At 69.8% G+C, this 24,302-nt stretch carries 21 protein-coding genes and 1 other RNA gene; 15 read left to right on the top strand and 7 right to left on the bottom strand.

Going from position 1 to position 24,302, the window contains the following annotated elements:
* Positions 1-4: 4 nt before the first annotated feature.
* Positions 5-1,705: a bifunctional 3'-5' exonuclease/DNA polymerase gene (locus MME74_RS09950; protein ID WP_267414822.1), complete on the top strand. Its 1,701-nt coding sequence runs from the start codon at positions 5-7 to the stop codon at positions 1,703-1,705.
* A 43-nt stretch (positions 1,706-1,748) separates the two neighbouring features.
* Positions 1,749-2,105, top strand: an RNA gene (rnpB, locus tag MME74_RS09945) — RNase P RNA component class A.
* Between the two features lie 70 nt (positions 2,106-2,175).
* Here the strand turns inward: rnpB and ppgK are convergent.
* Positions 2,176-2,922 (bottom strand): polyphosphate--glucose phosphotransferase, encoded by a 747-nt coding sequence (gene ppgK / locus MME74_RS09940; RefSeq protein ID WP_267414820.1) that lies wholly within the window; start codon positions 2,920-2,922, stop codon positions 2,176-2,178.
* A gap of 68 nt (positions 2,923-2,990) precedes the next feature.
* Between ppgK and MME74_RS09935 the strand changes: the two genes are divergently transcribed.
* From MME74_RS09935 to MME74_RS09920, 4 genes are read left to right on the top strand one after another with little or no spacing between them, the layout of a single operon-like run.
* Complete coding sequence (locus MME74_RS09935; RefSeq protein ID WP_267414819.1) at positions 2,991-3,215, top strand: SPOR domain-containing protein; 225 nt, start codon at positions 2,991-2,993, stop codon at positions 3,213-3,215.
* A gap of 2 nt (positions 3,216-3,217) precedes the next feature.
* A complete protein-coding gene (gene glnA / locus MME74_RS09930; protein ID WP_267414817.1) occupies positions 3,218-4,555 on the top strand; it encodes a type I glutamate--ammonia ligase in 1,338 nt (445 codons plus the stop codon).
* A gap of 9 nt (positions 4,556-4,564) precedes the next feature.
* The gene (locus tag MME74_RS09925) at positions 4,565-7,540 is read left to right on the top strand and encodes a bifunctional [glutamine synthetase] adenylyltransferase/[glutamine synthetase]-adenylyl-L-tyrosine phosphorylase (RefSeq protein WP_267414815.1); all 2,976 of its coding nucleotides are present in this window, start codon (positions 4,565-4,567) and stop codon (positions 7,538-7,540) included.
* A gap of 49 nt (positions 7,541-7,589) precedes the next feature.
* The gene (locus tag MME74_RS09920; RefSeq protein WP_267414813.1) at positions 7,590-8,510 is read left to right on the top strand and encodes a diacylglycerol/lipid kinase family protein; all 921 of its coding nucleotides are present in this window, start codon (positions 7,590-7,592) and stop codon (positions 8,508-8,510) included.
* On the opposite strand, the gene MME74_RS09915 is transcribed toward MME74_RS09920, so the two are convergent.
* Both MME74_RS09915 and MME74_RS09910 read right to left on the bottom strand, forming a co-directional pair.
* Complete coding sequence (locus tag MME74_RS09915) at positions 8,497-9,636, bottom strand: AI-2E family transporter (protein ID WP_267414812.1); 1,140 nt, start codon at positions 9,634-9,636, stop codon at positions 8,497-8,499. The genes MME74_RS09920 and MME74_RS09915 overlap by 14 nt on opposite strands.
* 168 nt (positions 9,637-9,804) lie before the next feature.
* A complete protein-coding gene (locus MME74_RS09910; protein WP_267414810.1) occupies positions 9,805-11,280 on the bottom strand; it encodes a LuxR C-terminal-related transcriptional regulator in 1,476 nt (491 codons plus the stop codon).
* A gap of 221 nt (positions 11,281-11,501) precedes the next feature.
* On the opposite strand from MME74_RS09910, the gene MME74_RS09905 reads away from it, so the two are divergent.
* From MME74_RS09905 to MME74_RS09880, 6 genes are all read left to right on the top strand, one after another.
* A complete protein-coding gene (locus MME74_RS09905) occupies positions 11,502-11,876 on the top strand; it encodes a PLDc N-terminal domain-containing protein (RefSeq protein WP_267414807.1) in 375 nt (124 codons plus the stop codon).
* Positions 11,877-11,913: 37 nt separating this feature from the next.
* Positions 11,914-13,290: a hypothetical protein gene (locus MME74_RS09900; RefSeq protein WP_267414805.1), complete on the top strand. Its 1,377-nt coding sequence runs from the start codon at positions 11,914-11,916 to the stop codon at positions 13,288-13,290.
* Complete coding sequence (locus tag MME74_RS09895; RefSeq protein ID WP_267414803.1) at positions 13,287-14,096, top strand: tyrosine-protein phosphatase; 810 nt, start codon at positions 13,287-13,289, stop codon at positions 14,094-14,096. The genes MME74_RS09900 and MME74_RS09895 overlap by 4 nt, the downstream gene beginning before the upstream one ends.
* A gap of 45 nt (positions 14,097-14,141) precedes the next feature.
* On the top strand, positions 14,142-15,137 hold the full coding sequence (locus tag MME74_RS09890) for a serine hydrolase domain-containing protein (RefSeq protein ID WP_267414801.1): 996 nt from the start codon (positions 14,142-14,144) through the stop codon (positions 15,135-15,137).
* 278 nt (positions 15,138-15,415) lie between these two features.
* Positions 15,416-15,592: a hypothetical protein gene (locus MME74_RS09885; RefSeq protein WP_267414799.1), complete on the top strand. Its 177-nt coding sequence runs from the start codon at positions 15,416-15,418 to the stop codon at positions 15,590-15,592.
* Between the two features lie 29 nt (positions 15,593-15,621).
* A complete protein-coding gene (locus MME74_RS09880; protein ID WP_267414797.1) occupies positions 15,622-16,182 on the top strand; it encodes a hypothetical protein in 561 nt (186 codons plus the stop codon).
* 181 nt (positions 16,183-16,363) lie between these two features.
* Here MME74_RS09880 and glnA (MME74_RS09875) read toward each other — a convergent pair whose 3' ends face one another.
* Entirely contained in the window at positions 16,364-17,788 is a 1,425-nt protein-coding gene (glnA, locus tag MME74_RS09875) for a type I glutamate--ammonia ligase (RefSeq protein WP_267414795.1), read from the bottom strand.
* Positions 17,789-17,935: 147 nt separating this feature from the next.
* Here glnA (MME74_RS09875) and MME74_RS09870 point away from each other — a divergent pair, with 147 nt between their 5' ends.
* Positions 17,936-18,364, top strand: coding sequence for an RDD family protein (locus tag MME74_RS09870; RefSeq protein ID WP_267414793.1), 429 nt, complete (start codon positions 17,936-17,938; stop codon positions 18,362-18,364).
* Positions 18,365-18,375: 11 nt separating this feature from the next.
* On the opposite strand, the gene MME74_RS09865 is transcribed toward MME74_RS09870, so the two are convergent.
* Positions 18,376-18,867, bottom strand: coding sequence for an ATP-dependent zinc protease (locus tag MME74_RS09865; RefSeq protein ID WP_267414790.1), 492 nt, complete (start codon positions 18,865-18,867; stop codon positions 18,376-18,378).
* An 18-nt stretch (positions 18,868-18,885) separates the two neighbouring features.
* On the opposite strand from MME74_RS09865, the gene MME74_RS09860 reads away from it, so the two are divergent.
* Positions 18,886-20,073, top strand: coding sequence for a RimK family alpha-L-glutamate ligase (locus tag MME74_RS09860; RefSeq protein WP_029265073.1), 1,188 nt, complete (start codon positions 18,886-18,888; stop codon positions 20,071-20,073).
* An 80-nt stretch (positions 20,074-20,153) separates the two neighbouring features.
* Here MME74_RS09860 and MME74_RS09855 read toward each other — a convergent pair whose 3' ends face one another.
* The gene (locus tag MME74_RS09855; protein WP_267414783.1) at positions 20,154-20,864 is read right to left on the bottom strand and encodes a DUF4191 domain-containing protein; all 711 of its coding nucleotides are present in this window, start codon (positions 20,862-20,864) and stop codon (positions 20,154-20,156) included.
* A 161-nt stretch (positions 20,865-21,025) separates the two neighbouring features.
* On the opposite strand from MME74_RS09855, the gene MME74_RS09850 reads away from it, so the two are divergent.
* Positions 21,026-22,504 (top strand): hypothetical protein, encoded by a 1,479-nt coding sequence (locus tag MME74_RS09850; RefSeq protein WP_267414781.1) that lies wholly within the window; start codon positions 21,026-21,028, stop codon positions 22,502-22,504.
* A gap of 9 nt (positions 22,505-22,513) precedes the next feature.
* Here MME74_RS09850 and sucB read toward each other — a convergent pair whose 3' ends face one another.
* Positions 22,514-24,301, bottom strand: a complete 1,788-nt coding sequence (sucB, locus tag MME74_RS09845) for a 2-oxoglutarate dehydrogenase, E2 component, dihydrolipoamide succinyltransferase (protein WP_267414779.1) — start codon at positions 24,299-24,301, stop codon at positions 22,514-22,516.
* Position 24,302: the final 1 nt, after the last annotated feature.

Here is a 24,302-nt window from a genome sequence, read left to right as displayed (position 1 = left end):
GACCATGACGACGCCCGCGTCGGGCGCCGAACGACGCATCGCGCTGATCTCGGTCGGCCCGCAGGACTACGTCGCGATCGAGCTCGGCAGCGACGACGAGGAGCGGAGTCGTACGCCTCTACGCGCGGGTGAGCTCGCCGCGTGGGTCGCCGAGAACGAGGCCTCCGACGCGCCGAGGTGGATCATCCGCTCGGCCGCGGAGATCTACGCCTCACTGCTCCTCGACGGCGTGCGCATCGGCCGCAGCCACGATCTGGTGCTGTGCCATGCGATCCTTCGCGACACCGCGACGGTGCCGATTCCGCTCGCGGCCACGGCGGACTGGGAACGACGTGAGCCCACGGCCGCAGCCCCCTCGCTCTTCGACGTGTTCGATGACGAGGGCGGCGACGACGCGATCGCCGCGGCGCTGGACCAGTACCGCTCCCAGCGCCGGGTGATCGCGGATGCGGCCGACGGCCGGCTCACGCTGCTCTGCGCCGCCGAGTCCGCCGGTGGCCTCATCGCCGAGGAGATGCGCGTCGCCGGGCTGCCGTGGGACGAGGGCGTGCACGATGCGATCCTCACCGAGACGCTCGGCACCCGCCCCGTCGCGGGAGGGCTCCCGAGTCGCATGGTCGAGGTCGGGGATCGGGTCCGAGAGCTCCTGGGCGATGCCACGCTGCACCTCGACAGCCAGCCGAAGCTGCTCCGCGCCCTGCATCGGGTCGGGGTGCACGTGGAGTCGACGAGCCGCTGGGAGCTGGCGGAGCACGACCACCCGGTCGTGGAGCCCCTCCTCGCCTACAAGAAGCTCTCCCGGCTGCTCAGCGCCAACGGCTGGGGCTGGCTCGCCGAGTGGGTGCACGACCGCCGGTTCCGTCCCGTCTATATCCCCGGGGGCGTGGTGACGGGGCGCTGGGCCTCGGCGGGAGGAGGGGCCCTGCAGCTGCCGCGCAGTCTCCGCCCCGCGGTCCGCGCGGATCCGGGCTGGACGCTGGTCGTGGCGGACGTGGCGCAGCTGGAGCCGCGGATGCTGGCCGCGATGGCGGCGGACGAGGCGATGGCCCGTGCCGCGCGAGGGAGCGACCTCTACGCCGGCGTCGTCGCGTCCGGTGCCGTCGCCACCCGCGAGGAGGCGAAGTACGCGGTCCTCGGCGCGATGTACGGCGCGACCACCGGCGACAGCGGGCGACTGGTGCCCCGGCTGCGGAAGGTCTATCCGCGCGCGATGGCCCTCGTCGACGCAGCGGCGCGGACGGGGGAGGACGGCGGGATCGTCTCCACCTGGCTCGGCCGGTCCTCGCCACGACCCTCGGCGGAGTGGATGCGGCTGCAGGCGGAGGCGACCGACGCGGACGCCGACCCCGCGGTCGTGGCCCTCGCCCGGCGCCGAGCGCGCGACTGGGGACGCTTCACGAGGAACTTCGTCGTCCAGGGAACCGCCGCGGAATGGTCGTTGATCTGGCTCGCCGAGATCCGCCATCGGCTGCAGCAGATCCCGGAGGTCTTCATGGCGGCGGAGGCGTCCGGCCCTTTCGCCCGCTCTCCGCACCTCGCGTTCTTCCTGCACGACGAGGTGATCCTGCACGTCCCGCAGGAGCACGCGGAGGCGGCGGCCACCGCGGTCCGCGATGCGGCGGCCACCGCGACGACGCGGCTGTTCGGCTCCTTCCCGATCGATGTCCCCCTCGACCTGCGCATCGCGGAGTCGGCGGAGAAATAGCCGCGGGTGGCGGCATCCGGAGAACGTAGACTGGAGTCGCGAATGGGTCGACTGGACGGTCGCGTGGCGGGAAACCGCACCGAGGAACGTCCGGGCTCCTCAGGGCAGGACGGTGGGTAACGCCCACCCGGAGCAATCCGCGAGAAAGTGCCACAGAGAGTAGACCGCCCCGCAAGGGGTAAGGGTGAAAGGGTGGTGTAAGAGACCACCGGGGGCCATGGTGACATGGCCCGCCAGGTAAACCTCGTCCGGAGCAAGGTCAGACAGAGGATGTTGACGCGGCTCGCCGAGTCCTCGGGTAGACCGCTAGAGTGCCACGGCAACGTGTCGCCGAGAGAGATGGCCGTCGAAGGGGCGAAGAACCCCGGAACAGAACCCGGCGTACAGGTCGGCCCATTCGCCTCAGACGAAACGAAGGCCCCGATGACGACGAGTCATCGGGGCCTTCGCGTTGTCGGAGTAGAGGAGGGTCAGTCGCCGGCGAGCGAGGCCGCGCCGATGATGCCCGAGTTGTTGCGGTGGATCGCCGGGACGATCGGGGTCTTGAGCTCGAGCAGGGGGAGGAAGTCCCCGGCGTTCTTCGACACGCCGCCGCCGACCACGAAGAGGTCGGGGCTGAACAGGAACTCGATGTGCGAGTAGAACGCCTGCAGGCGCTCCGCCCACTCGGCCCAGGTGAGGTTCTCGCGCTCGCGCGCCGAGGTCGCGGCATACGTCTCGACCGACTCGTACTCGCGGAAGTTGAGGTGACCGAGCTCGGTGTTCGGCAGCAGCACGCCGTCGTAGAGGAACGCGGAGCCGATACCCGTGCCGAGGGTCGTGAGGAGGGTGAAGCCGCGGACGTCCCTGGCCGCTCCGTGGCGGGCCTCGGCGACGCCGGCGGCATCCGCGTCGTTCACGAACACGATGTTGCGACCGAGGCCGTCACGGAAGAAGCGCTCGGCGTCGAAGTCGATCCACTCCTTCGAGACGTTCGCAGCGGAGAGGGTCTTGCCGCGCTTGACGATCGCCGGGAAGGCGACACCGAGCGGGAGGGTCGACTCGTGCACGTCGAGCGTCTTGAGAACCGTCTGCACGGCGTTCAGCACATCCTGCGGCGATGCGCCTTCGGGAGTGGGCACCCGCACGCGGTCGGATGCCATGATTCCGTGCTCGAGGTCGACGATTCCTGCTTTGATACCCGTGCCGCCGATGTCGACGCCGATCGCTTTTGCCATGGGCGATAGCTTAGCGACCGCGGTACACGCCAGTAGGATCGATGACATCACGTGAAGAAGGGACAGACATGTCTGACGGTGACCACAAGTACTGGTACAACTCCGAGACCGGCGAGGTCGAGTTCGGCATGATCTCGCCCTCCATCGACCGGATCGGTCCTTTCGACACCGAGGCCGAGGCCCGCCGTGCCCCCGAGGTGCTGCAGGAGCGTTCGCGCGCCTGGGCCGACGAGGAAGCGGTGGAGCAGGGCTGGGACGTCAAGGGCGACGCAAAGGGCCAGGGCGCAGAGTAGTCATGGACAAGCAGAGGGACTTCGTCCTCCGCACCATCGAGGAGCGCGGCGTCAAGTTCGTGCGCCTGTGGTTCACCGACGTCATCGGCACCCTGAAGTCGGTGGCGATCGCCCCGGCCGAGGTCGAGGGCGCGTTCGCGGAGGGCATCGGATTCGACGGCTCGGCGATCGAGGGCCTGACTCGCACCTACGAGTCCGACCTGCTCGCGCAGCCCGATCCCACGACGTTCCAGACGCTGCCCTGGCGGGGGGAGATCGACCCCACCGCGCGCATGTTCTGCGACCTGACGACGCCCGACGGCCAGCCGGCCGTCGCCGACCCGCGGCACGTGCTCAAGCGCACGCTCGCCAAGGCCGCGGATGCCGGGTTCACGTTCTACACGCACCCCGAGATCGAGTTCTACCTGTTGAAGTCGTCGTCCTTCGGGCCTGACGGTCCGGTTCCGGTCGACTCCGCGGGCTACTTCGACAACGTCCCCGGCGGCACGGCGCACGACTTCCGTCGTCGTTCGGTGCGGATGCTGGAAGACCTCGGCATCTCCGTCGAGTTCAGCCACCACGAGGGCGGCCCCGGTCAGAACGAGATCGACCTCCGCTACGCGGACGCGCTGACGACGGCCGACAACGTCATGACCTTCCGCACGGTGATCAAGGAGGTGGCGATCGAGCAGGGCGTCTACGCGACGTTCATGCCGAAGCCGCTCAGCGGTCACCCGGGCAGCGGCATGCACACGCACATGTCCCTGTTCGAGGGCGACCAGAACGCCTTCTACGAGGAGGGCGCGAAGTACCAGCTCTCCAAGACGGGCCGCCACTTCATCGCGGGACTCCTCAAGCACGCGAACGAGATCTCCGCGGTCACGAACCAGTTCGTGAACTCGTACAAGCGCCTCTGGGGCGGCGACGAGGCCCCGAGCTTCATCACCTGGGGTCACAACAACCGCTCCGCGCTGGTGCGCGTGCCGATGTACAAGCCCAACAAGGGCCAGTCCTCCCGCGTGGAGTACCGGGCTCTGGACTCCGCGGCGAACCCGTACCTGGCCTACGCGCTCATGCTCGCCGCCGGGCTCAAGGGCATCGAGGAGGGCTACGAGCTCCCGCCCGAGGCCGAGGACAACGTGTGGGCCCTCAGCGATGCGGAGCGACGGGCCCTGGGCTACTCGGCACTGCCCGCGAGCCTCGACCACGCGCTCGAGTACATGGAGGAGTCCGAGCTCGTCGCCGAGACGCTCGGGGAGCAGGTGTTCAACTACGTGCTGCTCAACAAGCGCAAGGAGTGGGAGGCCTACCGCGGTCAGGTCACCCCGCTCGAGCTGAAGAACAACCTCGAGCTCCTCTGAGGCGCGTGCATGGCCCGTCCGGACGATTCCGTCTCGCTCTCCGCGCTGGCGAGGCTGGGGTTCGCCGAACTGAGTGAGGCCGCAGCGGCGCTGGCGGAACTGGCGACCATCCTCGATCGGCCGCGCTCGGTGCTGCTCGAAGCGGCGGGGGTGGCCGATCCGGATGCCGCCGTCCGCGGACTGCTGCGGGTGGCGCGCCGGGACGCGGCGCCTCTCCGCGCGCTGCTCGACGACGACGACACGCGTCGGCGGGTGTGGCGGGTGTTCGGCGCGTCCGAGGGGCTCGCGGAGTTCTTCCTGCGCCATCCGGAGGAGCTTTCCGTTCTCGCGGGGCCGGTGACCGGGCTTCCCACCGAGGAGCTGCTCGACGAGCGCCTGCTCGCGTCGGTGGGCGCGCGCGACGGCTTCGCGCAGGCCGGAGACGATGACGCGATCGTGGCCGTCCGCGTCGCGTACCGACGGAACCTGGCGGCCATCGCTGCCTACGACCTCACGCATCCGGCACCGGAGACCGTCGTCGCCGGGGTGTCGGCGGCTCTCGCGGACATCGCCGGCGCGGCGCTCGAAGCCTCGCTCGCTGTGGCCAGGACCCGTCTGCAGGAATCGATGGGGCACGACGAGGTCGCCGCCACCCGCCTCGCGATCATCGGCATGGGCAAGGCCGGCGCCCGCGAGCTGAACTACGTGAGCGACGTGGATGTGATCTTCGTCGGCGGCACGAGCGACGAGGAGGTCGTGAGCGAGGCCCGCGCGATCGACATCGCCACCCGACTGGCGCGGGAGACGATGCGGAACCTGAGCGCGATCGAGGTCGAGCCGGCGCTGTGGGAGGTCGATGCCGCGCTCCGCCCCGAGGGGAAGCAGGGAGCGCTCGTCCGGTCGCTCGCCTCGCATCTCGCGTACTACGACCGCTGGGCGAAGAGCTGGGAGTTCCAGGCGCTGCTCAAGGCCCGTCCGCTCGCGGGCGACCCGGAGCTCGGAGCCGACTACATCGCGGCGGTGCAGCCGAAGATCTGGTCCAGCGCCGCCAGGCAGGACTTCGTCGAGAGCGTCCAGCGCATGCGTGAGCGCGTGATGGAGCACATCGACCCCGAGGACGCGCCGTACCAGCTCAAGCTCGGTGCCGGCGGGTTGCGCGACATCGAGTTCACCGTCCAGCTCCTGCAGCTGGTGCACGGGCTCACCGACGAATCGCTGCGCACGCGCGGCACGCTCGAGAGCCTCGACGCCCTCGTCGACGGCGGCTACATCGGACGCGTGGACGCGGCCGCCTTCGCCGAGGACTACCGCCTGCTGCGACTGATGGAGCACCGTCTCCAGCTGCGCGAGCTCAGCCGCACGCATCTGATGCCGAAGACGCCGGCGGGACTGCGCGTCCTGGCCCGTGGCACGGGGCTGGCCGAGAGCGGCGAAGGCATGTGGGCGCGCTGGGAGGCGGTCCGCCGCGAGGTGCGGGAGATCCACACCCGCCTGTTCTATCGGCCGCTGCTCAGCGCCGTGGCCGGTCTGCCGGAGGAGGAGCGCACGCTCTCGGCCGCCCAGGCCCACGACCGACTGGCGGCGATCGGCTTCCGCGATCCGGCCGGTGCGCTGCGCCACATCGGCGCCCTGACGAGCGGACTCAGCCGCAAGGCCACCATCCAACGGCATCTGATGCCGATCATGGTGCGCTGGTTCGCCGACGGCAGCGACCCCGACTACGCGCTGCTCGCCTTCCGTCGGATCAGCGAGCGCCTCGGGGACACCCCCTGGTTCCTCCGGATGCTGCGGGACTCGTCCGGCGCCGCCGAGAGCCTCACCCGTCTGCTGTCCTCGTCGCGCTACGTGGGCGAGCTCCTCGAGTGGATCCCCGAGTCCGTGGCCTGGCTCGACAGCACCGGGCGCCTGCGTCCTCGCGGTGCGGCAGCGCTCGACGAGGAGGCGCGGGCCATCCAGACCCGCCACGAGACCATCGGAGACGCCCTGCGGGCCGTGCGGGCGCTGCGCCGCCGCGAGCTGCTGCGGACCGCGATGGGGGCGGTGCTCGGCGTGCTGACGATCGAGGAGGTCGCGACCGCGCTGACGGAGATCACCGAGGCGACGATCCAGGCCGCCCTGCGCGCGGTGATCCGGGAGGTCGTGCCGCCCGAGGACGAGGACCTGGACTTCGCCGTCATCGCGATGGGACGCTTCGGCGGTGCCGAGCTCGGCTTCGGATCCGACGCCGACATCCTCTACGTCTACGAGGCGAACGGGGTCGACCCGCAGCGGGCGCAGAAGCTCGCCACGCAGATCGTCGCCGGACTCCGCGAGCACCTGACCGATCACCGACTGCCGCTCGATCTCGACGCCGACCTCCGGCCCGAGGGGCGCAACGGTCCCGTCGTGCGGTCCATCGAGGCCTACACCGAGTACTACCGGCGTTGGTCGCTCTCCTGGGAGGCGCAGGCGCTGCTCCGAGCGCGCGGGATCGCCGGGAGCGCGAAGCTGATCGCGCACTTCACGACGCTGGCGGACACGATCCGCTACCCGGAGTCGGTCGACCTGCAGGGTACGCGCGAGATCAAGCGCATCAAGGCCCGCGTCGAGGGGGAGCGGCTGCCGCAGGGCGCGGACCCCCGTCGTCACCTGAAGCTGGGTCCGGGCACGCTGAGCGACGTGGAGTGGCTCGTGCAGCTCCTCCAGCTCCAGCACGCACACGCGGTGGCCGGTCTGCGCACGACGTCGACCCTCGGGGCGCTGGATGCGGCCGTCGCGGCCGGACTCGTGGAGGAGGACGACGCCGAGCGCCTCCGCGAAGCCTGGCGTCTGTCCAGCAGGCTCCGTTCCGCGATCACGCTGCTGACCGGACAGACGAGTGATCTGCTCCCGGCGGACCGAAGGCAGCTCGACGCGATCGGCAGGCTTCTGGGCTACCCGGACCGCTCGGCGACCGAGCTCGAAGAGGACTATCTGGGTGTCACCAGACGCGCTCGCAAGACCTTCGAGGACCTGTTCTACGGGTAGTCGCCGCGGCTCATTTGCGCTTTGCCCGGTTCTCACCCAAGCTGGCGGCATGAGCCAACAGAACATCGGCATCGTCTGGAATCCCTCGAAGATCGACGAGGAGAAGCTGCGCGACGCCGTCGCCCGTTCGTTCCCGGAGACAGCAGATCTTCGCTGGTGGGAGACGACCCCGGACGACCCGGGGCGCGGCATGGCGAAGGAAGCCGTCGAGGCGGGGTGCGAGGTCGTGATCGCGGTCGGCGGAGACGGCACCGTGCGGGCGGTCGCCGAGGCCCTCGCTGGAACCGACACCGCGCTGGGCATCGTGCCGCAGGGGACCGGGAACCTGCTCGCGCGCAACCTCGGTGTGCCGCTGGACAACATCCCCGCCGCACTGGACCGGGTGCGCGACGCCGAGCCGCGGCGCATCGACCTCGGCTGGGTCGAACTCGACGGCGACGAGCATGCCTTCGCGGTGATGGTGGGCTTCGGGGTGGACGCCCAGATGCTCGTGGAGACGAACGACGACCTGAAGGACCGCGCCGGATGGCTCGCCTATGTCGAGGCGATGGGCCGGGCGCTCGCGGGCACCGAGATGACCGACATCACGCTCACGCTGGACGGGGACGAGCCGCAGGAGGTCCGCGGTCACACGATGCTGATCGGCAACTGCGGCATGCTCCAGGGCGGCATCCGTCTGCTTCCGGACGCCGAGCTCGACGACGGCCGCCTCGACCTGCTGCTGATCAGCGCCGACGGTGCCCTGCAGTGGCTCGACACCGTGCGCTCCGTGGTCTGGGACAACGGCATCCGCCGTCTGCTCGGCGCGGAGAAGGAGGCGGTGAGCACGGAGTCCACGCGGCACGTCGCCGCGGAGCGGATCGTCGTCGAGCTGGCTCAGCCGCAGATGTTCGAGATCGACGGCGAGGAGATCGGCGAGGTGTCGTCCTTCACCGTGCGGGTTCAGGCGGGCGCCATCACCGTGCGGTGACGGCGGGCGGTGCGACCCGCTTCCGATCCTGGGCGGGGAACACCACCTTCTGCACGATGATGATGATGCTCGCCGCGACCGGGATCGCGACGAGGGCGCCGAGGATGCCGCCGAGTGCACCACCGGCGACGGCGGCGATCACGACGAGGGCGCCAGGGACGGCGACGGCCTTGCTCATGATGCGCGGGGAGAGGACGTATGCCTCGATCTGCATGTAGACGAGGTAGTAGATGATCGCGATGAGCGCGGTCAGCGGCGACACGAAGAGGCAGATCAGCGAGTTGATGATCGACGCCGTCAGCGTTCCGACGAGCGGGATCATCGAGCCGATGAAGGCGATGAGCGCGAGCAGCGCGGGCACCGGGGCGCCGATGATGCTGAGGAAGATGAGGCTCAGGATGCCGTTGATGAGCGCGAGGCTCGCCTGACCGATCACGTATCGGCCGACGGCGCCGGAGACGTCCTCCAGCAGCTCGCCGAAGGTGTCGCGCTGGTAGGCCGGGACAAAGCGCACGGCGAGGCGCTTCATGCTCCGCAGGGAGGCCATGAAGTACAGGGTGAGGATCAGCACGATCGTGATCCCGGTGATGCCGCCCGCGATGCCCGCGCCGACGGCGAAGACCCCACCGCCGATGTCGAGGAAGTTGTCGGGGTTCTGGACGAAGTCGAGGATTCCCTGCCCGGCATCCTTGATCGTCGATCCGAACTGACCGCTGACGTCCTTGTACCAGTCGCTGGCCAGGAAGTCCTCGACCATCTTCGGGCCGTCCTTGATCAGGTTGCTGATCTGCTCGACGAGGATCGGGACGATGGCGAGGATGATACCGGCGAAGGCGAGGAGCACCCCGGCGACCACGATGGTGACGGCGGCGGGGCGCGGGAGCTTCTTCTCGATGAAACGCACGATCGGGTCGAGCCCGAGCGCGAGGAAGATCGCCACGCCGACGTAGACGAGGACGGTGGCGAGCTGGTCGACGATGCCGCCGATCGCGAGCGCGACGAGGACACCGAGGGCCCCGAGGAGACCGAACGTGAACGGGTTCGTCCGCGCATAGGCGGCGATGGCGTTCGACGGCTGCGGAGTCGCGACGGGTTCCACCACTTCGCGGCGAGCGTTCGCGGCCATTCTTCTACGACGCATGGTTCCCCCACTCGATGGTCAGACTCACCAGTTGATCACTCGCATGCCCGGCGGTCAAGCCGCGACACGGCAGGGTTGCGGAACGCCCCCTGGCGCCGCGCCCGGGAGCATCGCCGCCCGGGAGCATCGGCGGCAGGGTGGCAGCGTGCCCCGTCACCGGGCGTCCGCGGAGTGGACGGCCTCTCGGCGCGAGGTGACGCCCAGTTTCCGGTACACCGAGCGGATGTGGGTCTTCACGGTCGGGTACGCGATGCCCAGGTGCGCGGAGATCTCCTCCGCCGTCATGGTCGTGCGCAGGCAGGCGAGGACCTCGCTCTCCCGGCGCGTGAGGACCCCCGTCGTGAGCCGTGCGAGTCGTCCGCGGCGCTCGAGGATCGTCCGGAGGAGGTCGTCGTGGCGTGAGCCCCGGTGCGCGTGGGCGCTGAGGAGATCGCCGATCAGGGGATCGTCCGCGAGGAACGGGGTGAGGATGCGCTCCGGCGTCGCGGCCTCGAGCGCCCGGTCGAGGTGCTCGTGCGCGTCCGCGCCGTATCCTGCGGCGGAGCGGAGCGCCGCGGTGGTGACGAGAGTGCTGACGCGCGCGTAGCGGGGCATGGCCCCGGCGGAGGCGAGCCGCAGCGACTGCGCGGCGAGTGCGGACTCGCCGAGGCTGCGGTAGAGCTCGGCGAGCACCGCGTGCGCGACGGCGGCGCCGGGTCGGGCGAGCGCGGGGGCGGCGATGCTCCGGGCGCGGTCGTCGTGTCCCTCGGCGTGCGCGAGCGCGGCTGAGACGACACGGCGCAGGGTGTCCCAGGGGACGCCGTGCTTGTCGGTCCGGCTCACGCCCTGGAGCAGCCCCGTCGCGGCGTAGTACCGGTCTTCGCGCTTCAGGGCGATCAGGCTCAGCACCAGATACAGGCGGGCCAGCGCCTCGAAGTTGTTCCCCGGACCGGATTCGGTGACGACCGCGTCGAGCTGCACGATGGCCTCGTCGTAGTCGCCGCGCCAGTAGGCGATGGACCCGCGGTTGGCCTGGGGGAGACCACCCTCGAAGGCATCCCAGTCCGACGGCACGGGGGAGGGAGGGAGGGCGTCGAGGATCTGCTCGGCCTCCGTGAACAGCCCGGCGTGCGTCAGCGCGAAGGCGAGGTTGGACTGCGCGAGTCGGAAGGTCTCGGTGCGCTCGTGCAGTCGCGCCTCGGCGGCCGCGGATCGGAGCAGACCGATCGCATCGGCGAGGTCGCGACGGAGACGCACCTCAGTCCAGCCGAGGAGGAAGAGCGCGGAGGGGTAGTCGTCGTCCGGCCCGCACTGGGTGAGGGCCGCTCTGGCGCGATCCGCGGCCGCGGCCTTCGACGGCGTGTCGGTCGCCAGCAGGAGCTCGGTGAAGCACGCGACAAAGTCGTCATCCGCGACGCGCAGTCCCTGCCCGCGGAGGAAGGACGCGCCGTGGGAGTCTCCGAGGAGGTCGCGGCAGCAGGCCCGGATGAGGAGGATGTGCGGGTCGTGCGGCTCGGGGTGCGCGAGGCACATGCGCTCGAGCTCGGTGGTGTGCGATTCCAGGATGAGGCGGAGCCAGTTCCGACGCAGGACCGTGCGCGCGTGCGCCGGGGAGCTGGAGGCGAGTTCCTCGCGGACGGCTTCGATCACGCTCCCACGATATCGGCGCTCCGACGGGCCGAGGTCGAGGATTACCCCCGGTCTCATCCGCGGAGGATGAGACCGGGATTCCGCTGGTCGGCGACGGGCCAGACTGACAGCGACGCTCGTCTCCGCGCCCGGTTCCGGAGGGAGGCGGGCGTCCACCCGACCTCACTCCTCTCCTGGGCGCGCGCTGCGTTCCCTCCTGACTGAAACGGAACTCGACGCGCATGCTCTTCTGGGAAACACTCGGCTGGATGCTCTGGGCCACGGTCTTCATCGGCTACCTGTTCGCACTGTTCGCGATCATCGGCGATCTGTTCCGTGACCGCGCGCTCAACGGCTGGTGGAAGGCGGTGTGGGTGGTCTTCCTGATCTTCCTGCCGTTCCTCACCGTGCTCGTCTACCTGATCGCGCGGGGCCAGGGCATGGCCGAGCGCAGCAGCACGGCTGCGCGGGAGGCCGAGAACGCCACGAAGTCGTACATCCGCGAGGTCGCCGGAAAGACGCCGGCGGAGGAGATCGCCGCCGCTGCCGCGCTGCGCGATGCCGGCTCGATCACCGCGGCGGAGTTCGAGCAGCTGAAGTCCAAGGCTCTCGCCTGAGCGCAGTTCCCGTCGAACCCCGACCCTGAGGAGACCGATGTCGCAGGCGACGACCGCGCAGTTGCAGGAAGAGCTGGCGAAGCTCCGCGCGGAGAACGGCAAACTCGCACGCGCCCTCGAGCAGGAGCGGGCGGGCGGCGTGGCGGTCTCCGCCGACGTCGTCGCCTCCTCGGAGAAGCGGCGGCGCGGGCGCGGCTGGGGCAGGACCGTGATCGCGACGGTGCTGGTCGTGCTGGGAACGCTGCTGGCTCCGGTCGCGGTGGTGTCGACGTGGGCGCAGCGCGAGCTCACCGATACCGCGGCGTTCGTCGACACCTTCGCGCCGCTCGCCGAGGACCCGGCGGTGCAGGACTTCGTCGCGGATCAGGCGGTGAGCGCGATCGAGGCGGCCGTCGACATCGACCGGATCGCGGACGATCTCTTCGCCGGGCTGGACGAGCTCGAGCTGTCGCCGCGGGCGAGAGAGGCGCTGGCGCTGCTGAAGGTTCCTGCCGTGTCCGGAGTGCGGGGGCTCCTGGACAGCACCGTGACGGAGTTCATCCGGTCCGACGCCTTCGCGACGATCTGGCGTGACGCCCTGGCCATCACACATGCGCAGCTCGTCAACACCGCGGGTGGGCAGGCGGATGCCGCGGTCGTGATCGGTCCCGATCAGGAGATCAGCCTCCAGCTCGGGCCGATCATCGCCGCGGTGAAGGAGCAGCTGGTCGCGGAGGGTTTCCCTCTCGCGGCGAACGTGCCGGAGATCTCGAGGACGATCGCTATCGCCCAGTCCGACTCCGTCGGCCTCTACCTCGCGATCTATCAACTCGTGGTGGCACTGGGGATCTGGCTGCCGTGGATGTCGCTGCTGCTCGTCGCCGCCGGCGTGACGGTGGCGCGGAGGCGTGCGCAGGCACTGGTCTGGGCAGCCGGGGGACTGCTCGCCACCATGCTGCTGGTCGGCGCGGGGATCGGCATCGGTCAGGGCTTCTTCGCGATGGCCCTCGCGTCGACCATCCCTCGGAACGCGGCCGAAGCGCTCTACACGGGCATCCTGGGCTCGGTGTCCGACATCGCGCTCGTGGTCGGAGTGCTCGCGGCGACGGTTCTCCTCATCACCCTGCTTTCCGGGCCCTGGGGATGGGCGCGCACGGTGCGGCTCAGGGGTGCCGCGGCGTTCGCGGGGATCCGACGCAGCGCTGAGAGGCACGGCATCAGCACGGGGGCCACGGGGGAGTGGCTGCACCGGTGGCGGCTGCCTCTTCGCATCGTGATCGCGGTGGGGTGTTTCGCGGTCCTGGTGCTCTCGCGGCCCCTCGCGACCGGGACGATCGTGTGGACCGCCGTGGTCGGGGTGCTGCTCGTCGCGGCGCTGGAGCTTCTCGCCCGTCCGTCCGCACTGCCCAGGATCACCCAAGAGGAGAAGGCATGATGACCGCGCCGATCGATCGTCGAGTCCCGCTGCGCACCGCACCCAACCTCCGCGATCTGGGTGGACTCCCCGCCCGCGGGGGCACGGTGCGGACAGGGGCCGTGTATCGCTCCGCGACGCTCGCTCGGCTGGAGGGCGAAGACCTCGCGACGTTCGGGCGCCTCGGCATCAGCACCGTGTACGACCTGCGGACGGTCGGAGAGCGCGCCGCATCGCCGGATCGGCTGCCGGGCGGCGTCAGATCCGTCGGGCTGGACGTGCTCGCCGACAGCACGACCGATGTCGCGGCCGGCGTCGGTCAGCTCGGCAGCGACCCCGTCGGCCTCGCCGAGACGCTGGGCGATGGTCGCGGCATCGCCCTCATGCGCGACTCGTATCGCAACATCGTCGGCCTGCCGTCGGCTCTCGCCGCCTATCGCACCTTCTACCTGGACCTCATCGATCCGGGCCGCTCCGGCGCGGCCCTGTTCCACTGCACCACGGGCAAGGACCGCACGGGCTGGGCTGCGGCATCCCTGCTCCTGCTGCTCGGTGTCGGCGAGGACGACGTGCGGGCCGACTACCTCGAGACCAACACCGATCTGCTCCCGGCGCTGCAACCCCTCCTCGCGGCGGCGGCGGAGAAGGGCGTCGACACGCAGCTGCTGCTCCCGGTGCTCGGTGTCCGGCGCGAGTACCTCGACGCGGCGATCGACGAGGCGCACACGCGGTTCGGAGGTGTCGAGGGCTACGCGCGAGACGGCCTCGGACTGGGAGAGGACGACCTGGACGCGCTTCGTCGACGGTTCGTGCTCCACGAGGGATGAGCGGCGCGCCTGGCCCCGCTGAGGGCATCCGATAGCGTGAAGGGCATGGTCATCGACGCCCCTGCCTCCCTGCACGACGCCGCGCTCCGCACCGGATTCAGCGGGGTGATCCGCCTCGATCGTCCCGGCGAGGAGACGTTCGCCCGCGCCTACGGGTTCGCCGATCGGGCGCGGGAGCAGCAGATGACCGTCGATCACCGCTGCGGACTGGCGAGCGTGTCGAAGGGGTTCACGGCGTTGGCGATCGGGACGCTCATCGACGAGGGGGCGCTGACCCTCGACGCTCCGGTCCGGCCGATTCTCGGCGACGACCTCCCGCTCATCGACGATGCGGTCACCGTGGGGCACCTGCTCTCCCACACATCCGGCATCGGCGACTACCTCGATGAGGAGGACGGAGACATCGGCGACTACGTCCTCGATCGACCGGTGCATCTGTTCGACACCACGGAGGCGTTCCTCCCCGTGCTCGACGGGCGCCCGCAGGTGAGCGCCCCCGGTTCAGCGTTCGCATACTGCAACAGCGGCTTCGTCGTCCTGGCGCTGATCGCGGAGCGTGTGTCGCAGGTGCCGTTCCACGAGCTCGTGGGAGCGCGCGTGCTCGCGCCGGCGGGGATGACGTCGAGCGGCTATCCACGTACCGATGAGGTCGCGGGCGATGTGGCCCTCGGGTACCTCGAAGACGACGGCGATCGCACGAACGTGCTCCACCTCCCGGTGCGCGGCAGCGGCGACGGCGGGGCGGTCGGAACGGTCGCCGACCTGGCGGCGTTCTGGTCGGCGTTGTCGGAGGACCGGATCGTGTCCCGCGCCACCCGCGAGCTGCTCACAGAGCCGCTCCACGTCGTCGAGGAAGAGGACATGCGCTACGCCCGCGGGTTCTGGCGCGGAGCCGAGTCCGACGTGCTGATCCTCGAGGGCTATGACGCGGGGGTCTCCGTCCGCACCTGGTACGAACCGGCGACCGGTGTCACGGGGACGGTCATCTCGAACACCTCGGAGGGCGCGTGGCCCGTGATCGGCGCCCTCGACTGGAGCTGACCGCCGCGGCCGTCCCGCACAGAAGGCGAGACGCAGCTTGTGGGCGAGGTGACGCGTGTTGTCGCGTCCGGGGATCACGAGCCGCTACCAGGAGTTCCGATCATCGATCAGCTGCCGCGTCAGCAACGTCGAGCCTTCATTCAAGCGGGACCGCAGGCTGGTCAGGAGATGACGCGCTCCAGCCCTTCACGGAAAGCGGCGGCACCGTCGACGCCTTCGTCCGCACCGAGGCCGAGCCCGACATCAACGACGAGACGATCCGGTTCATCGAGGAGTACGTGCCGCAGCACAGCGGCGAGAACTATGTCGCTCATGTGACCGTCGGGCTCGACGATCTCGACTCCTTCGAGGCGGAGCAGTTCGAACCGCTCACGTTCTCCGCAGACGCCGTCAGCATCTACCAGCTGGGGGAAAACGGCGCGGCCGCCCGGCGGCTCCGCACCTGGAGGCGCTGACGGCGCAGCACTCCGCTACGGTCATACGCATGGCCCATACTGCCGTCCGAGTCGCCGCAGGCGTCGCGCTCGTCCTCACCGCTTCCGCCCTCGCCGGGTGCGCCCCGAGCATCGACTCCTTGGTGAGGGACAACCTGGCCGGCGGCGTCGAGGAGGTCCAGGACACCCTGTGGGAGTACCGCGACCAGATCGCCCGTGATCCGGAAGCCGCTGTCGCGGGTCTCGACTTCCTCGGCGATGCGCGAGCCGGCGCGGTCGAGGGTGCCCGCCCATACACCCTGGTGGACCTGGAGTCGGCGGCGGACGGAGCGACGCTGACCCTCGTCGTGCGCGGGGGCGCGACGACAGGCGGAGGGCTGTGGGCCGAGCAGGCGCTCGCTCTGACGTGCGTCGACTTCGTGTTTCCCCGGGCGGTCGATGAGATCCGCGTGGAGGAGGCCGCGTGCACGGACGTCCCCGACATCCGCAGCGACGAGGAGATCGTTCCGTTCCGGGACCTGCCGGTACGGGAGTCGGTCACGGCGGCGGACTACCCGCCACCGATCTGCCAGTGCCACAGCGGCGGTGACTGCGACTGCCCGGGAGGCTGACTGCTCGGGAGGGTGAGGTCAGGGCTGAACTCCGGCGTGGCGGCCGTATCGTTCCTCGAATGCGCGGATCTTCCGGATAGAGCTGCGGAACGCAGCGGCGACGCCTCCACGCACGGAAGAGCCCGCCCCAGCATGTGCTGAGGCGGGCTCGATCCGACGTTCGGTATCCAGCGGGATCCGATTACACCCCGAAGTACAGCTCGTACTCGAACGGGTGCGGGCGCTGGGCCATCGGGAGGATCTCGTTCTCGTACTTGTACGAGATCCAGGTCTCGATGAGCTCCTTGGTGAACACGCCGCCCTCGAGGAGGAACTGGTGGTCGGCCGCCAGGGCGTCGAGCGAGTCCAGCAGGGAGTTCGGGACCTGCGGGATGTCCTTGGCCTCCTCGGGCGGGAGCTCGTAGAGGTCCTTGTCGACGGGCTCGTGCGGCTCGATGCGGTTCTTGATGCCGTCGAGGCCGGCCATCAGCTGCGCGGCGAACGCGAGGTACGGGTTGCCGGAGGCGTCGGGCGCGCGGAACTCGATGCGCTTGGCCTTCGGGTTGGAGCCCGTGATCGGGATGCGGATCGCGGCGGAGCGGTTGCCGGCCGAGTAGACCAGGTTGACCGGTGCCTCGAAGCCCTTGACCAGACGGTGGTAGCTGTTCAGGGTCGGGTTCGTGAAGGCGAGCAGTGCCGGCGCGTGCGCCAGGATGCCGCCGATGTACCAGCGCGCGATGTCGCTGAGCTGGCCGTAGCCGGCCTCGTCGTAGAACAGCGGCTTGCCGTCGCTCCACAGCGACTGGTGCGTGTGCATGCCCGAGCCGTTGTCGCCGTACAGGGGCTTGGGCATGAAGGTCGCGACCTTGCCCCACTCGTTGGCGGTGTTCTTGACGATGTACTTGAACTTCAGGATGTCGTCCGCCGCGTGGACCATGGTGTCGAAGCGGTAGTTGATCTCCTGCTGACCGGCGGTGCCGACCTCGTGGTGCGAGCGCTCGAGGATGAATCCGGCCTCGATCAGCTTGAGGGTGATGTCGTCGCGCAGGTCGGCCGTCTTGTCGACCGGGCTGACGGGGAAGTAGCCGCCCTTGTACGGGGTCTTGTTGGCGAGGTTTCCGCCCTCCTCCTCGCGACCGGTGTTCCACGCGGCCTCCTCGGAGTCGACCTTGTAGAAGCTCTCGCCGGCGGTGACCGAGTAGCGCACGTCGTCGAAGATGTAGAACTCGGCCTCGGGCGCGAAGAACGCGGTGTCGGCGATGCCGGTCGAGGTCAGGTACTTCTCCGCCTTCTTGGCGACCTGACGCGGGTCCTTCGAGTAGATCTCGCCCGTGCGGGGGTTGTAGATGTCGAACAGCATCACGAGGGTGCTCGCCTCGCGGAAGGGGTCGACGTACGCGGTGGTGACGTCGGGGATGAGCTGCATGTCCGACTCGTGGATGCTCGCGAAGCCGCGGATCGAGGAGCCGTCGAACAGCTGCCCGTCGGTGAAGAAAGCCTCGTCGACCGTCGATGCAGGAATGTTGAAGTGCTGCTGCACACCCGGGAGATCGGTGAAGCGGATGTCAAGGAACTTGACGTCGTTCTCCTTGATGTAGGTCAGTACCTCGGACGAATCTTTGAACATGTACGACTCCTGTAATGCGGATCGATGGCTTCACGGCCACTCTGCAGAGTACGGACGGGGGATTTCTCTACGGTATCCGCTTTGTTTCGGGCGTGTTACAGGCGCTGCGGCGACGGCGGGACTTTCCGCGCTCGGTAGGCTGGAGGGGTGACGGATGCTGTGAACACGTACCCCGGTGAGCGACTCGGACTCCCGGAATCGGGTACCGGGAGCATCGCCCGCCCCGGTCGGCGCATCGGCGCTCTCGTGATCGACTACGCCGCGGCGACCATCATCGCCACCGGCTTCCTCGGATTCGACCAGTTCGCGCTGCCCACCGAGGCCGGCTTCACGCAGTTCACGCCGATGCTGGTGTTCGCGGTCCTGCAGATCCTCTTCATCCCGACCGCCGGCGGCAGCCCGGGGCACCGCATCCTCGGGATGCGCCTCGTCCGCATGGACGGGAGTTGGATCGGGCTGTGGCGTCCGATCGTGCGCACCCTGCTGCTCGTGGTCGTCGTCCCCGCGGTGATCTGGGACACGGACCAGCGCGGTCTGCACGACAAGGCCGTCGGCACGGTGCTCATCCGCGCCTGAGAAACCGGCGGTCAGACCCTGCCGCGGTTGCGGCGGCGCGCCTCGCGGGGTGCGCGGCCGCCCAGGAACGATCGTGCCGGGTCCACGGAGAAGCCCTGACGGAGCGCCTCTCGTCCGATGAGCATCCGGAAGCCCATCTCGTCGCGATTGCTCAGCGTGACCTCGGCGAGCACCTCGCGGTCCACCAGCCGGATCAGCAGCTCGACCACGAGCCGCTCCTGCGCGTGCCCGGACGAGCTGCGGACCGCACGGCGGTCATGGACCGGGGAGTCGACGACGACGGCGTCCTCCTGGCTGTCCTGCCAGGGCTTGACCTTGAAGCGCACCCAGGGCTGGCCGTCCTGCTCGAACTCGACGATGTCGAAGGCATGCAGGGAAGACGTGCGCGCACCCGTGTCGATCTTGGCCTTGAGCCAGTCGACTCCGAGATCGGGCAGGCTCACCCATTCTCGCCACCCCGTAAGGGTGTTTGAATGGGGGGTAGTCCTACTCACCTGATACATCCTGGCAGGAATTCCCCCGTGAAGATCGCAGTGCTCTCCCGCGCGCCGCAGGCGTACTCCACTCAGCGTCTGCGCGCCGCCGCGCTGCAGCGCGGCCACAACGTCAAGGTGCTCAACACCCTGCGCTTCGCGATCGATCTGACCGCCGATGAACCGGACCTGCACTACCGGGGTCGCCAGCTCAGCGACTACGACGCGATCCTGCCCCGCATCGGCAACTCGATCACGTACTTCGGCACCGCCGTCGTGCGGCAGTTCGAGCAGATGGACGTCTACACGCCGAACACGGCCAACGGCATCTCCAGCGCTCGCGACAAGCTCCGGGCGAACCAGATCCTGTCCCGGCACAACATCGCGATGCCCCCGACGGCGTTCGTGCGCAACCGCGCCGACGTGCGTCCGGCCATCGAGCGCGTCGGCGGTGCTCCCGTCGTGATCAAGCTGCTGGAGGGCACGCAGGGCATCGGCGTCATCCTCGCTCCGCAGGTGAAGGTGGCCGAGGCCATCATCGAGACCCTGCACTCCACCAAGCAGAACGTGCTCATCCAGAAGTTCATCTCCGAGAGCCGCGGGCGTGACATCCGCGCGCTCGTCGTCGGAGACCGGGTCGTGGCCGCCATGCGGCGCTCGGCGGCCGGTGACGAGTTCCGCTCCAACGTGCACCGTGGCGGGTCGGTCGAGGCCATCGAGCTCGACCCTGTCTACGAGCGCGCCGCCGTGCGCTCGGCTCAGATCATGGGCCTGCGCGTCGCCGGCGTCGACATGCTGGAGGGCGATGACGGGCCGCTGGTCATGGAGGTCAACTCCTCGCCGGGGCTGCAGGGCATCGAGACGGCGACGAAGCTCGACGTCGCGGGCGCCATCATCGACTACATCGCGGGACAGGTCGCATTCCCCGAGATCGATGTGCGTCAGCGCCTGACGGTCTCGACGGGCTACGGCGTCGCCGAGCTCATGGTGCACGGCGCGGTCGATCTGGTCGGCAAGACGCTGGGAGAGGCGGGGCTGTGGGAGCGGGACATCACGGTCCTCACGCTCCACCGCGGCGTCAGCGTGATCCCGAACCCGCGCAAGCACGTGGTCCTCGAGGCCGACGACCGGCTGTTCTGCTTCGGCAAGCTCGACGAGATGCGTTCGATGGTTCCCGAGCGCCGGCGTCGCCGCGCGAAGGTCCGCCGTCTTCCTCGGCAGCCCCTCTCGGAATGACGCGCACGGCGTGACGAAAGAGAGCGCGGCCGCTCCTCAGACGATGACGGCCGCGCTCTCTGCTGCTGCGGAGTCGGGACTCAACGAGGACGCTGCGAGCGCACCTTCGTGGGGTCGATGCCCTTCGGGATCGGCAGCGAGGACAGCGACTGCGACACCGAGTCCACGCGGCGGATGACGGCGGCCATGGTGGCCTTGTCGATCGCCTTCGGCAGCTTCTTGATGGTCTTGGCGAGGTCGGCGATCGCGACCTCGTCGTCACCGTGTCCGACGTAGAGGACGGTGATGGGGACGCCGTGCGCGACGCGCTGCGCCTTGCTGCGCTCCTCGTTGACGAGACGCGTGAGACGGCCGCGTGCTCCTTCGCCGATGACCACGATGCCACCGCGGCCGATCGTGCGGTACACGGCCTCCTGCGTCTTCGGGTTGATGCCGACGGGCGTCTCCGACGCCTGCCAGCTGCGACCGAGGCTCGTGCTCAGGACATGGCCCGTGGCACCGGGCATGCCGTCGATCTTCGTGTACATGGCAGACGTCGACAGTCGCGTCATGAGGAAGAGGGCGCCGAGGATACCCAGCATCAGACCCGTGATGCCCCAGAGGACGAGGGTCCAGATCTGGAACGGGGGGATGAGGTAGCCGGCGACGAGGCCGAGCAGGACACCGCCGATGAGGATCGCGGCCTGCGCCCAGGGCAGCCACGAGTAGGCCTCACGTGTGAACCGGAAGAGGGACTTGATCTGGGAGAAGAACCCAGGACGCTTTTCGGGTTCAGGAGCACGCTTTGCCATGGGGACCAGCCTACCGAGTCCGCGGCGTTCCTGATGCCGTCGTTCGCGCGGAGCGGAGTGAGGGTGTGCACTCCTCCTGCACATTCACGACGCGGGCGGAATCTGTTCGCGTCGGCTCGGAACGCGACGGCGGGTCCGGTCCGGTGCGCTGTGATGGGCGCATGGCAGATGTCGACAGCGATGACGGTCGGGAGACGGCGCTCCTCTCGCGGGCGCATCGGGTGGTGCGTGCCCTCGATCGCACGGAGGGGCCGTTCGCCGGCACACTCGTCACGGCGGGCGACGCCGTGGCGGTGCGGGTGGATGCGGCGGCGCTCGGCGGGTGGGTGGGGTGGCGGTACGCCGGTGCGGAGCACGTCGCCGCGCCCTTCGACGTCAGCAGGCGCGGCGGAGGGCAGGACGTGCTGCTCCCGTGGTGCACGGACCGGGTGCTGGGGTTCCTGGTGCGCCGCGCTGCTGGCGGAGCCGCGCTCACGCCGGGGGAGTGCTGCACCCTCGTCATCAGTCTGCTGCGCGGTCTCGACGAGGTCGGGGCGGGCTTCGAGGAGACGCGCAGCGGTGTCTGGTGGCTGACGGACGGTGGAAGACCGGTCTTCGTGTTCGGGGAGGGGTCGGACATCCGGGCGGGCGCCGGGGAGATCATCGCCCGCCTGGCAGGGGACAGTCGGGACAAGGTACTGACCCGTGCGCTCGGTGCGGTGCAGCGTGGCATGGAGAAGGCCAACGCGCAGCCGCGTCTTCCGCGCAAGCTCCTCGAGGCGTGGGAGCGCGAGCTGCTGGAGGTCGCCTCGCCCCAGCCGCTCGACCGGGGGATGTCCGTGCCGGAGCGCGCGCGGGAGGTCGCACGGGCCGCGGGTGTGCGCGAGACCGAGACTCCGCAGGGCCGGCAGCGACTGCGGGCGGATCGCGTGCCTTCTCGGCCGGGCCGGGGCGTCGTCGATCGCGTTCGGGCATTCGGCGGAGCGGTGGGTGCTGCCGTCGGGGCGGGTCTCGCTCGCGCGGTCGCGTTTCGTGGTGCGATCACGGGCCGTCGAGCGATATCTGGATCAGAGCCCGCGCCCGTTCGGGGGCATCGGCGTCGCACGTCCTTGATCGTCGCGGCGGCGGCCGCCGGGATCGTGCTCGCCGCCGGACTGCTCTGGCCGGACGGCGGGACGTCGGGCGAGGCCGCGGACACCCCGCGTCGAGAGCCGACGAGCTCACCGCCTGCTGGCGAGGGCGACGTGGCGCCGTCGAAGAAGCCGGACACGGAGGAGCGTGCCGGCGAGGATGACGCCGTCACGGAATCCCCGGAGCAGACGCGCCAGGGCGAGCCGGCCGACGATGATCCGCAGGCGGCTGCGTCCGCCCTTCTGGGAACGATCGCGGAGTGCCGTGCCGTGGGCGATCTCTCGTGTGCGGGCGGTGTCGCGCCGGGCTCAGAGGGCGTCCTGGACGCGCTCGAATCCGTGGACCGGCGCAGGGCCGCCTTCGAGCTGGTCGATGAGTACGGGGACGTCGCCGTGGTCCGACTCACCGGCGGCGGTGCCTCGGACGAGGGCGACCCCACGCCTCAGGAGCGCCTGATGCTCGTCCTCATCCGGGTGCAAGAGAAATGGCTGGTCCGCGACGTCTATGACGTCGCGGACCAGCCAGGATGATCTCTCGGGTCAGGCGCCGAGCTGCGAGGCGAACTGGGCCGATTCGAGGCGAGCCTTCACGGCACCCAGGAAGCGAGCCGCGTCGGCACCGTCGATGATCCGGTGGTCGTACGAGAGCGCGAGGTACACGTAGGACCGGATGGCGATCGCGTCTGCGCCGCCGACCTTGACCAGGCCCGGACGCTTGACGACCGTGCCCGTGCCGAGGATCGCGGACTGCGGCAGGAAGACGACGGGAGTGTCGAACAGTGCGCCACGCGAACCGGTGTTGGTCAGCGTGAACGTGCCACCGGCGAGCTCGTCGGGCTTCAGCTTGTTGTCGCGGGTCCGGGCGGCCAGGTCGGCGATCTCGTGTGCGATCTGCGCGATGTTCTTCGACGCGGCGTCACGCAGCACGGGGGTGAGCAGACCGCGCTCGGTGTCGACCGCGATCGAGACGTTCTCGCTGGCGGGGTAGACGATGTTCTCGCCGTCGACCGTCGCGTTCACGATCGGGAACGACTGGAGGGCCTCCGCGGTCGCGAGGGCGAAGAACGGCAGGAAGGAGAGCTTGTCGCCCGTCTTCTCCAGGAACGACGCCTTCACGCTGTCGCGGTACTCGGCGAGGGCCGTGACATCGACCTCGACGACCGTGGTCAGCTGGGCCGTCTGCTGCATCGACTCCACCGCACGCTTGGCGAGGACCTTGCGCAGACGCGACATCGGCTGAGTGGTGCCGCGCAGCGGGGAGACCTCGAGCGGGGCAGGAGCGGGAGCCGCCGCCGCAGCCGGTGCTGCCGACGCGGTCTCCGCAGCCTTGAGGACGTCTTCCTTGCGGATGCGACCGCCCACACCGGTTCCGGTGACGGAGGCCAGATCCACGCCCTGCTGGGAAGCCAGGCGACGCACGAGCGGCGTCACGTACAGGTTGTCGTTCTCGGTCGGGAGTGCCAGCTTCGACTCGGCCGGAGCAGCGGCGGCAGCAGGTGCCGGAGCAGCAGCAGGTGCCGGAGCAGCCGGAGCCGGGGCGGCGGGTGCCGGAGCCGCAGCAGGAGCCGGTGCGGCCGGAGCAGCGGCGGGTGCCGGTGCAGCCGGAGCCTCAGCAGCAGGTGCCGGTGCGGCGGGTGCCTCAGCGGCGGGAGCCGGAGCGGCGGCAGCCGGTGCAGCACCGGAGCCGACGCGGGCCAGGACGGCGCCGACCTCGACGGTCTCGTCCTCACCGGCGACGATCTCCTGGAGAACGCCGGCGACCGGCGACGGGATCTCGGTGTCGACCTTGTCGGTGGAGATCTCGAGGAGGGCCTCGTCGACCTCGATGCTGTCGCCGACCTGCTTCAGCCAGCGGGTCACGGTGCCCTCGGTGACGCTCTCACCCAGCTCGGGGAGAACGATGTCGGTCGCATCGCCGGCGGGCGCGGAATCGGCGGCGGGAGCCGGAGCCTCTGCGGCGGGTGCGGGCTCGGCCGGTGCAGCCTCGGGAGCCGGTGCAGCCTCGGGAGCCGGTGCAGCCTCGGGAGCCGGTGCGGCCTCGGCGGCAGGCGCCGCGGCGGCAGGGGCATCCTCGGCGGGTGCCGCGCTGCTGCCGTCGCCGATGCGGGCGAGAAGCGCGCCGACCTCGACGGTCTCGTCTTCGGCCACGAGGATCTCCTCGATGACGCCGCTGACGGGGGAGGGGATCTCGGTGTCGACCTTGTCGGTCGAGATCTCGAGCAGGCCCTCATCCGCCTGCACGGTGTCTCCCACCTGCTTGAGCCAGCGGGTGACCGTACCCTCTGTGACGCTCTCGCCGAGAGCGGGGAGGACGACGGATGTGCTCATG

The organism is Microbacterium oxydans, assembly GCF_026559675.1.
Lineage (GTDB): Bacteria > Actinomycetota > Actinomycetes > Actinomycetales > Microbacteriaceae > Microbacterium > Microbacterium oxydans_D.
Note: the sequence above shows the minus strand (reverse complement) of the source record. Positions and strands in the feature narration are given on the sequence as shown.

Coding starts and splice junctions, on each gene's coding strand:
- glnA (WP_267414817.1), top strand. CDS start 3,218: ATGGACAAGCAGAGGGACTTCGTCCTCCGCACCATCGAGGAGCGCGGC.
- MME74_RS09855 (WP_267414783.1), bottom strand. CDS start 20,864: ATGGCAAAGCGTGCTCCTGAACCCGAAAAGCGTCCTGGGTTCTTCTCC.
- MME74_RS09880 (WP_267414797.1), top strand. CDS start 15,622: ATGGCCCATACTGCCGTCCGAGTCGCCGCAGGCGTCGCGCTCGTCCTC.
- MME74_RS09900 (WP_267414805.1), top strand. CDS start 11,914: ATGTCGCAGGCGACGACCGCGCAGTTGCAGGAAGAGCTGGCGAAGCTC.
- MME74_RS09850 (WP_267414781.1), top strand. CDS start 21,026: ATGGCAGATGTCGACAGCGATGACGGTCGGGAGACGGCGCTCCTCTCG.
- MME74_RS09895 (WP_267414803.1), top strand. CDS start 13,287: ATGATGACCGCGCCGATCGATCGTCGAGTCCCGCTGCGCACCGCACCC.
- MME74_RS09920 (WP_267414813.1), top strand. CDS start 7,590: ATGAGCCAACAGAACATCGGCATCGTCTGGAATCCCTCGAAGATCGAC.
- MME74_RS09950 (WP_267414822.1), top strand. CDS start 5: ATGACGACGCCCGCGTCGGGCGCCGAACGACGCATCGCGCTGATCTCG.
- glnA (WP_267414795.1), bottom strand. CDS start 17,788: ATGTTCAAAGATTCGTCCGAGGTACTGACCTACATCAAGGAGAACGAC.
- MME74_RS09935 (WP_267414819.1), top strand. CDS start 2,991: ATGTCTGACGGTGACCACAAGTACTGGTACAACTCCGAGACCGGCGAG.
- MME74_RS09865 (WP_267414790.1), bottom strand. CDS start 18,867: ATGTATCAGGTGAGTAGGACTACCCCCCATTCAAACACCCTTACGGGG.
- MME74_RS09925 (WP_267414815.1), top strand. CDS start 4,565: ATGGCCCGTCCGGACGATTCCGTCTCGCTCTCCGCGCTGGCGAGGCTG.
- MME74_RS09890 (WP_267414801.1), top strand. CDS start 14,142: ATGGTCATCGACGCCCCTGCCTCCCTGCACGACGCCGCGCTCCGCACC.
- sucB (WP_267414779.1), bottom strand. CDS start 24,301: ATGAGCACATCCGTCGTCCTCCCCGCTCTCGGCGAGAGCGTCACAGAG.
- ppgK (WP_267414820.1), bottom strand. CDS start 2,922: ATGGCAAAAGCGATCGGCGTCGACATCGGCGGCACGGGTATCAAAGCA.
- MME74_RS09915 (WP_267414812.1), bottom strand. CDS start 9,636: ATGGCCGCGAACGCTCGCCGCGAAGTGGTGGAACCCGTCGCGACTCCG.
- MME74_RS09905 (WP_267414807.1), top strand. CDS start 11,502: ATGCTCTTCTGGGAAACACTCGGCTGGATGCTCTGGGCCACGGTCTTC.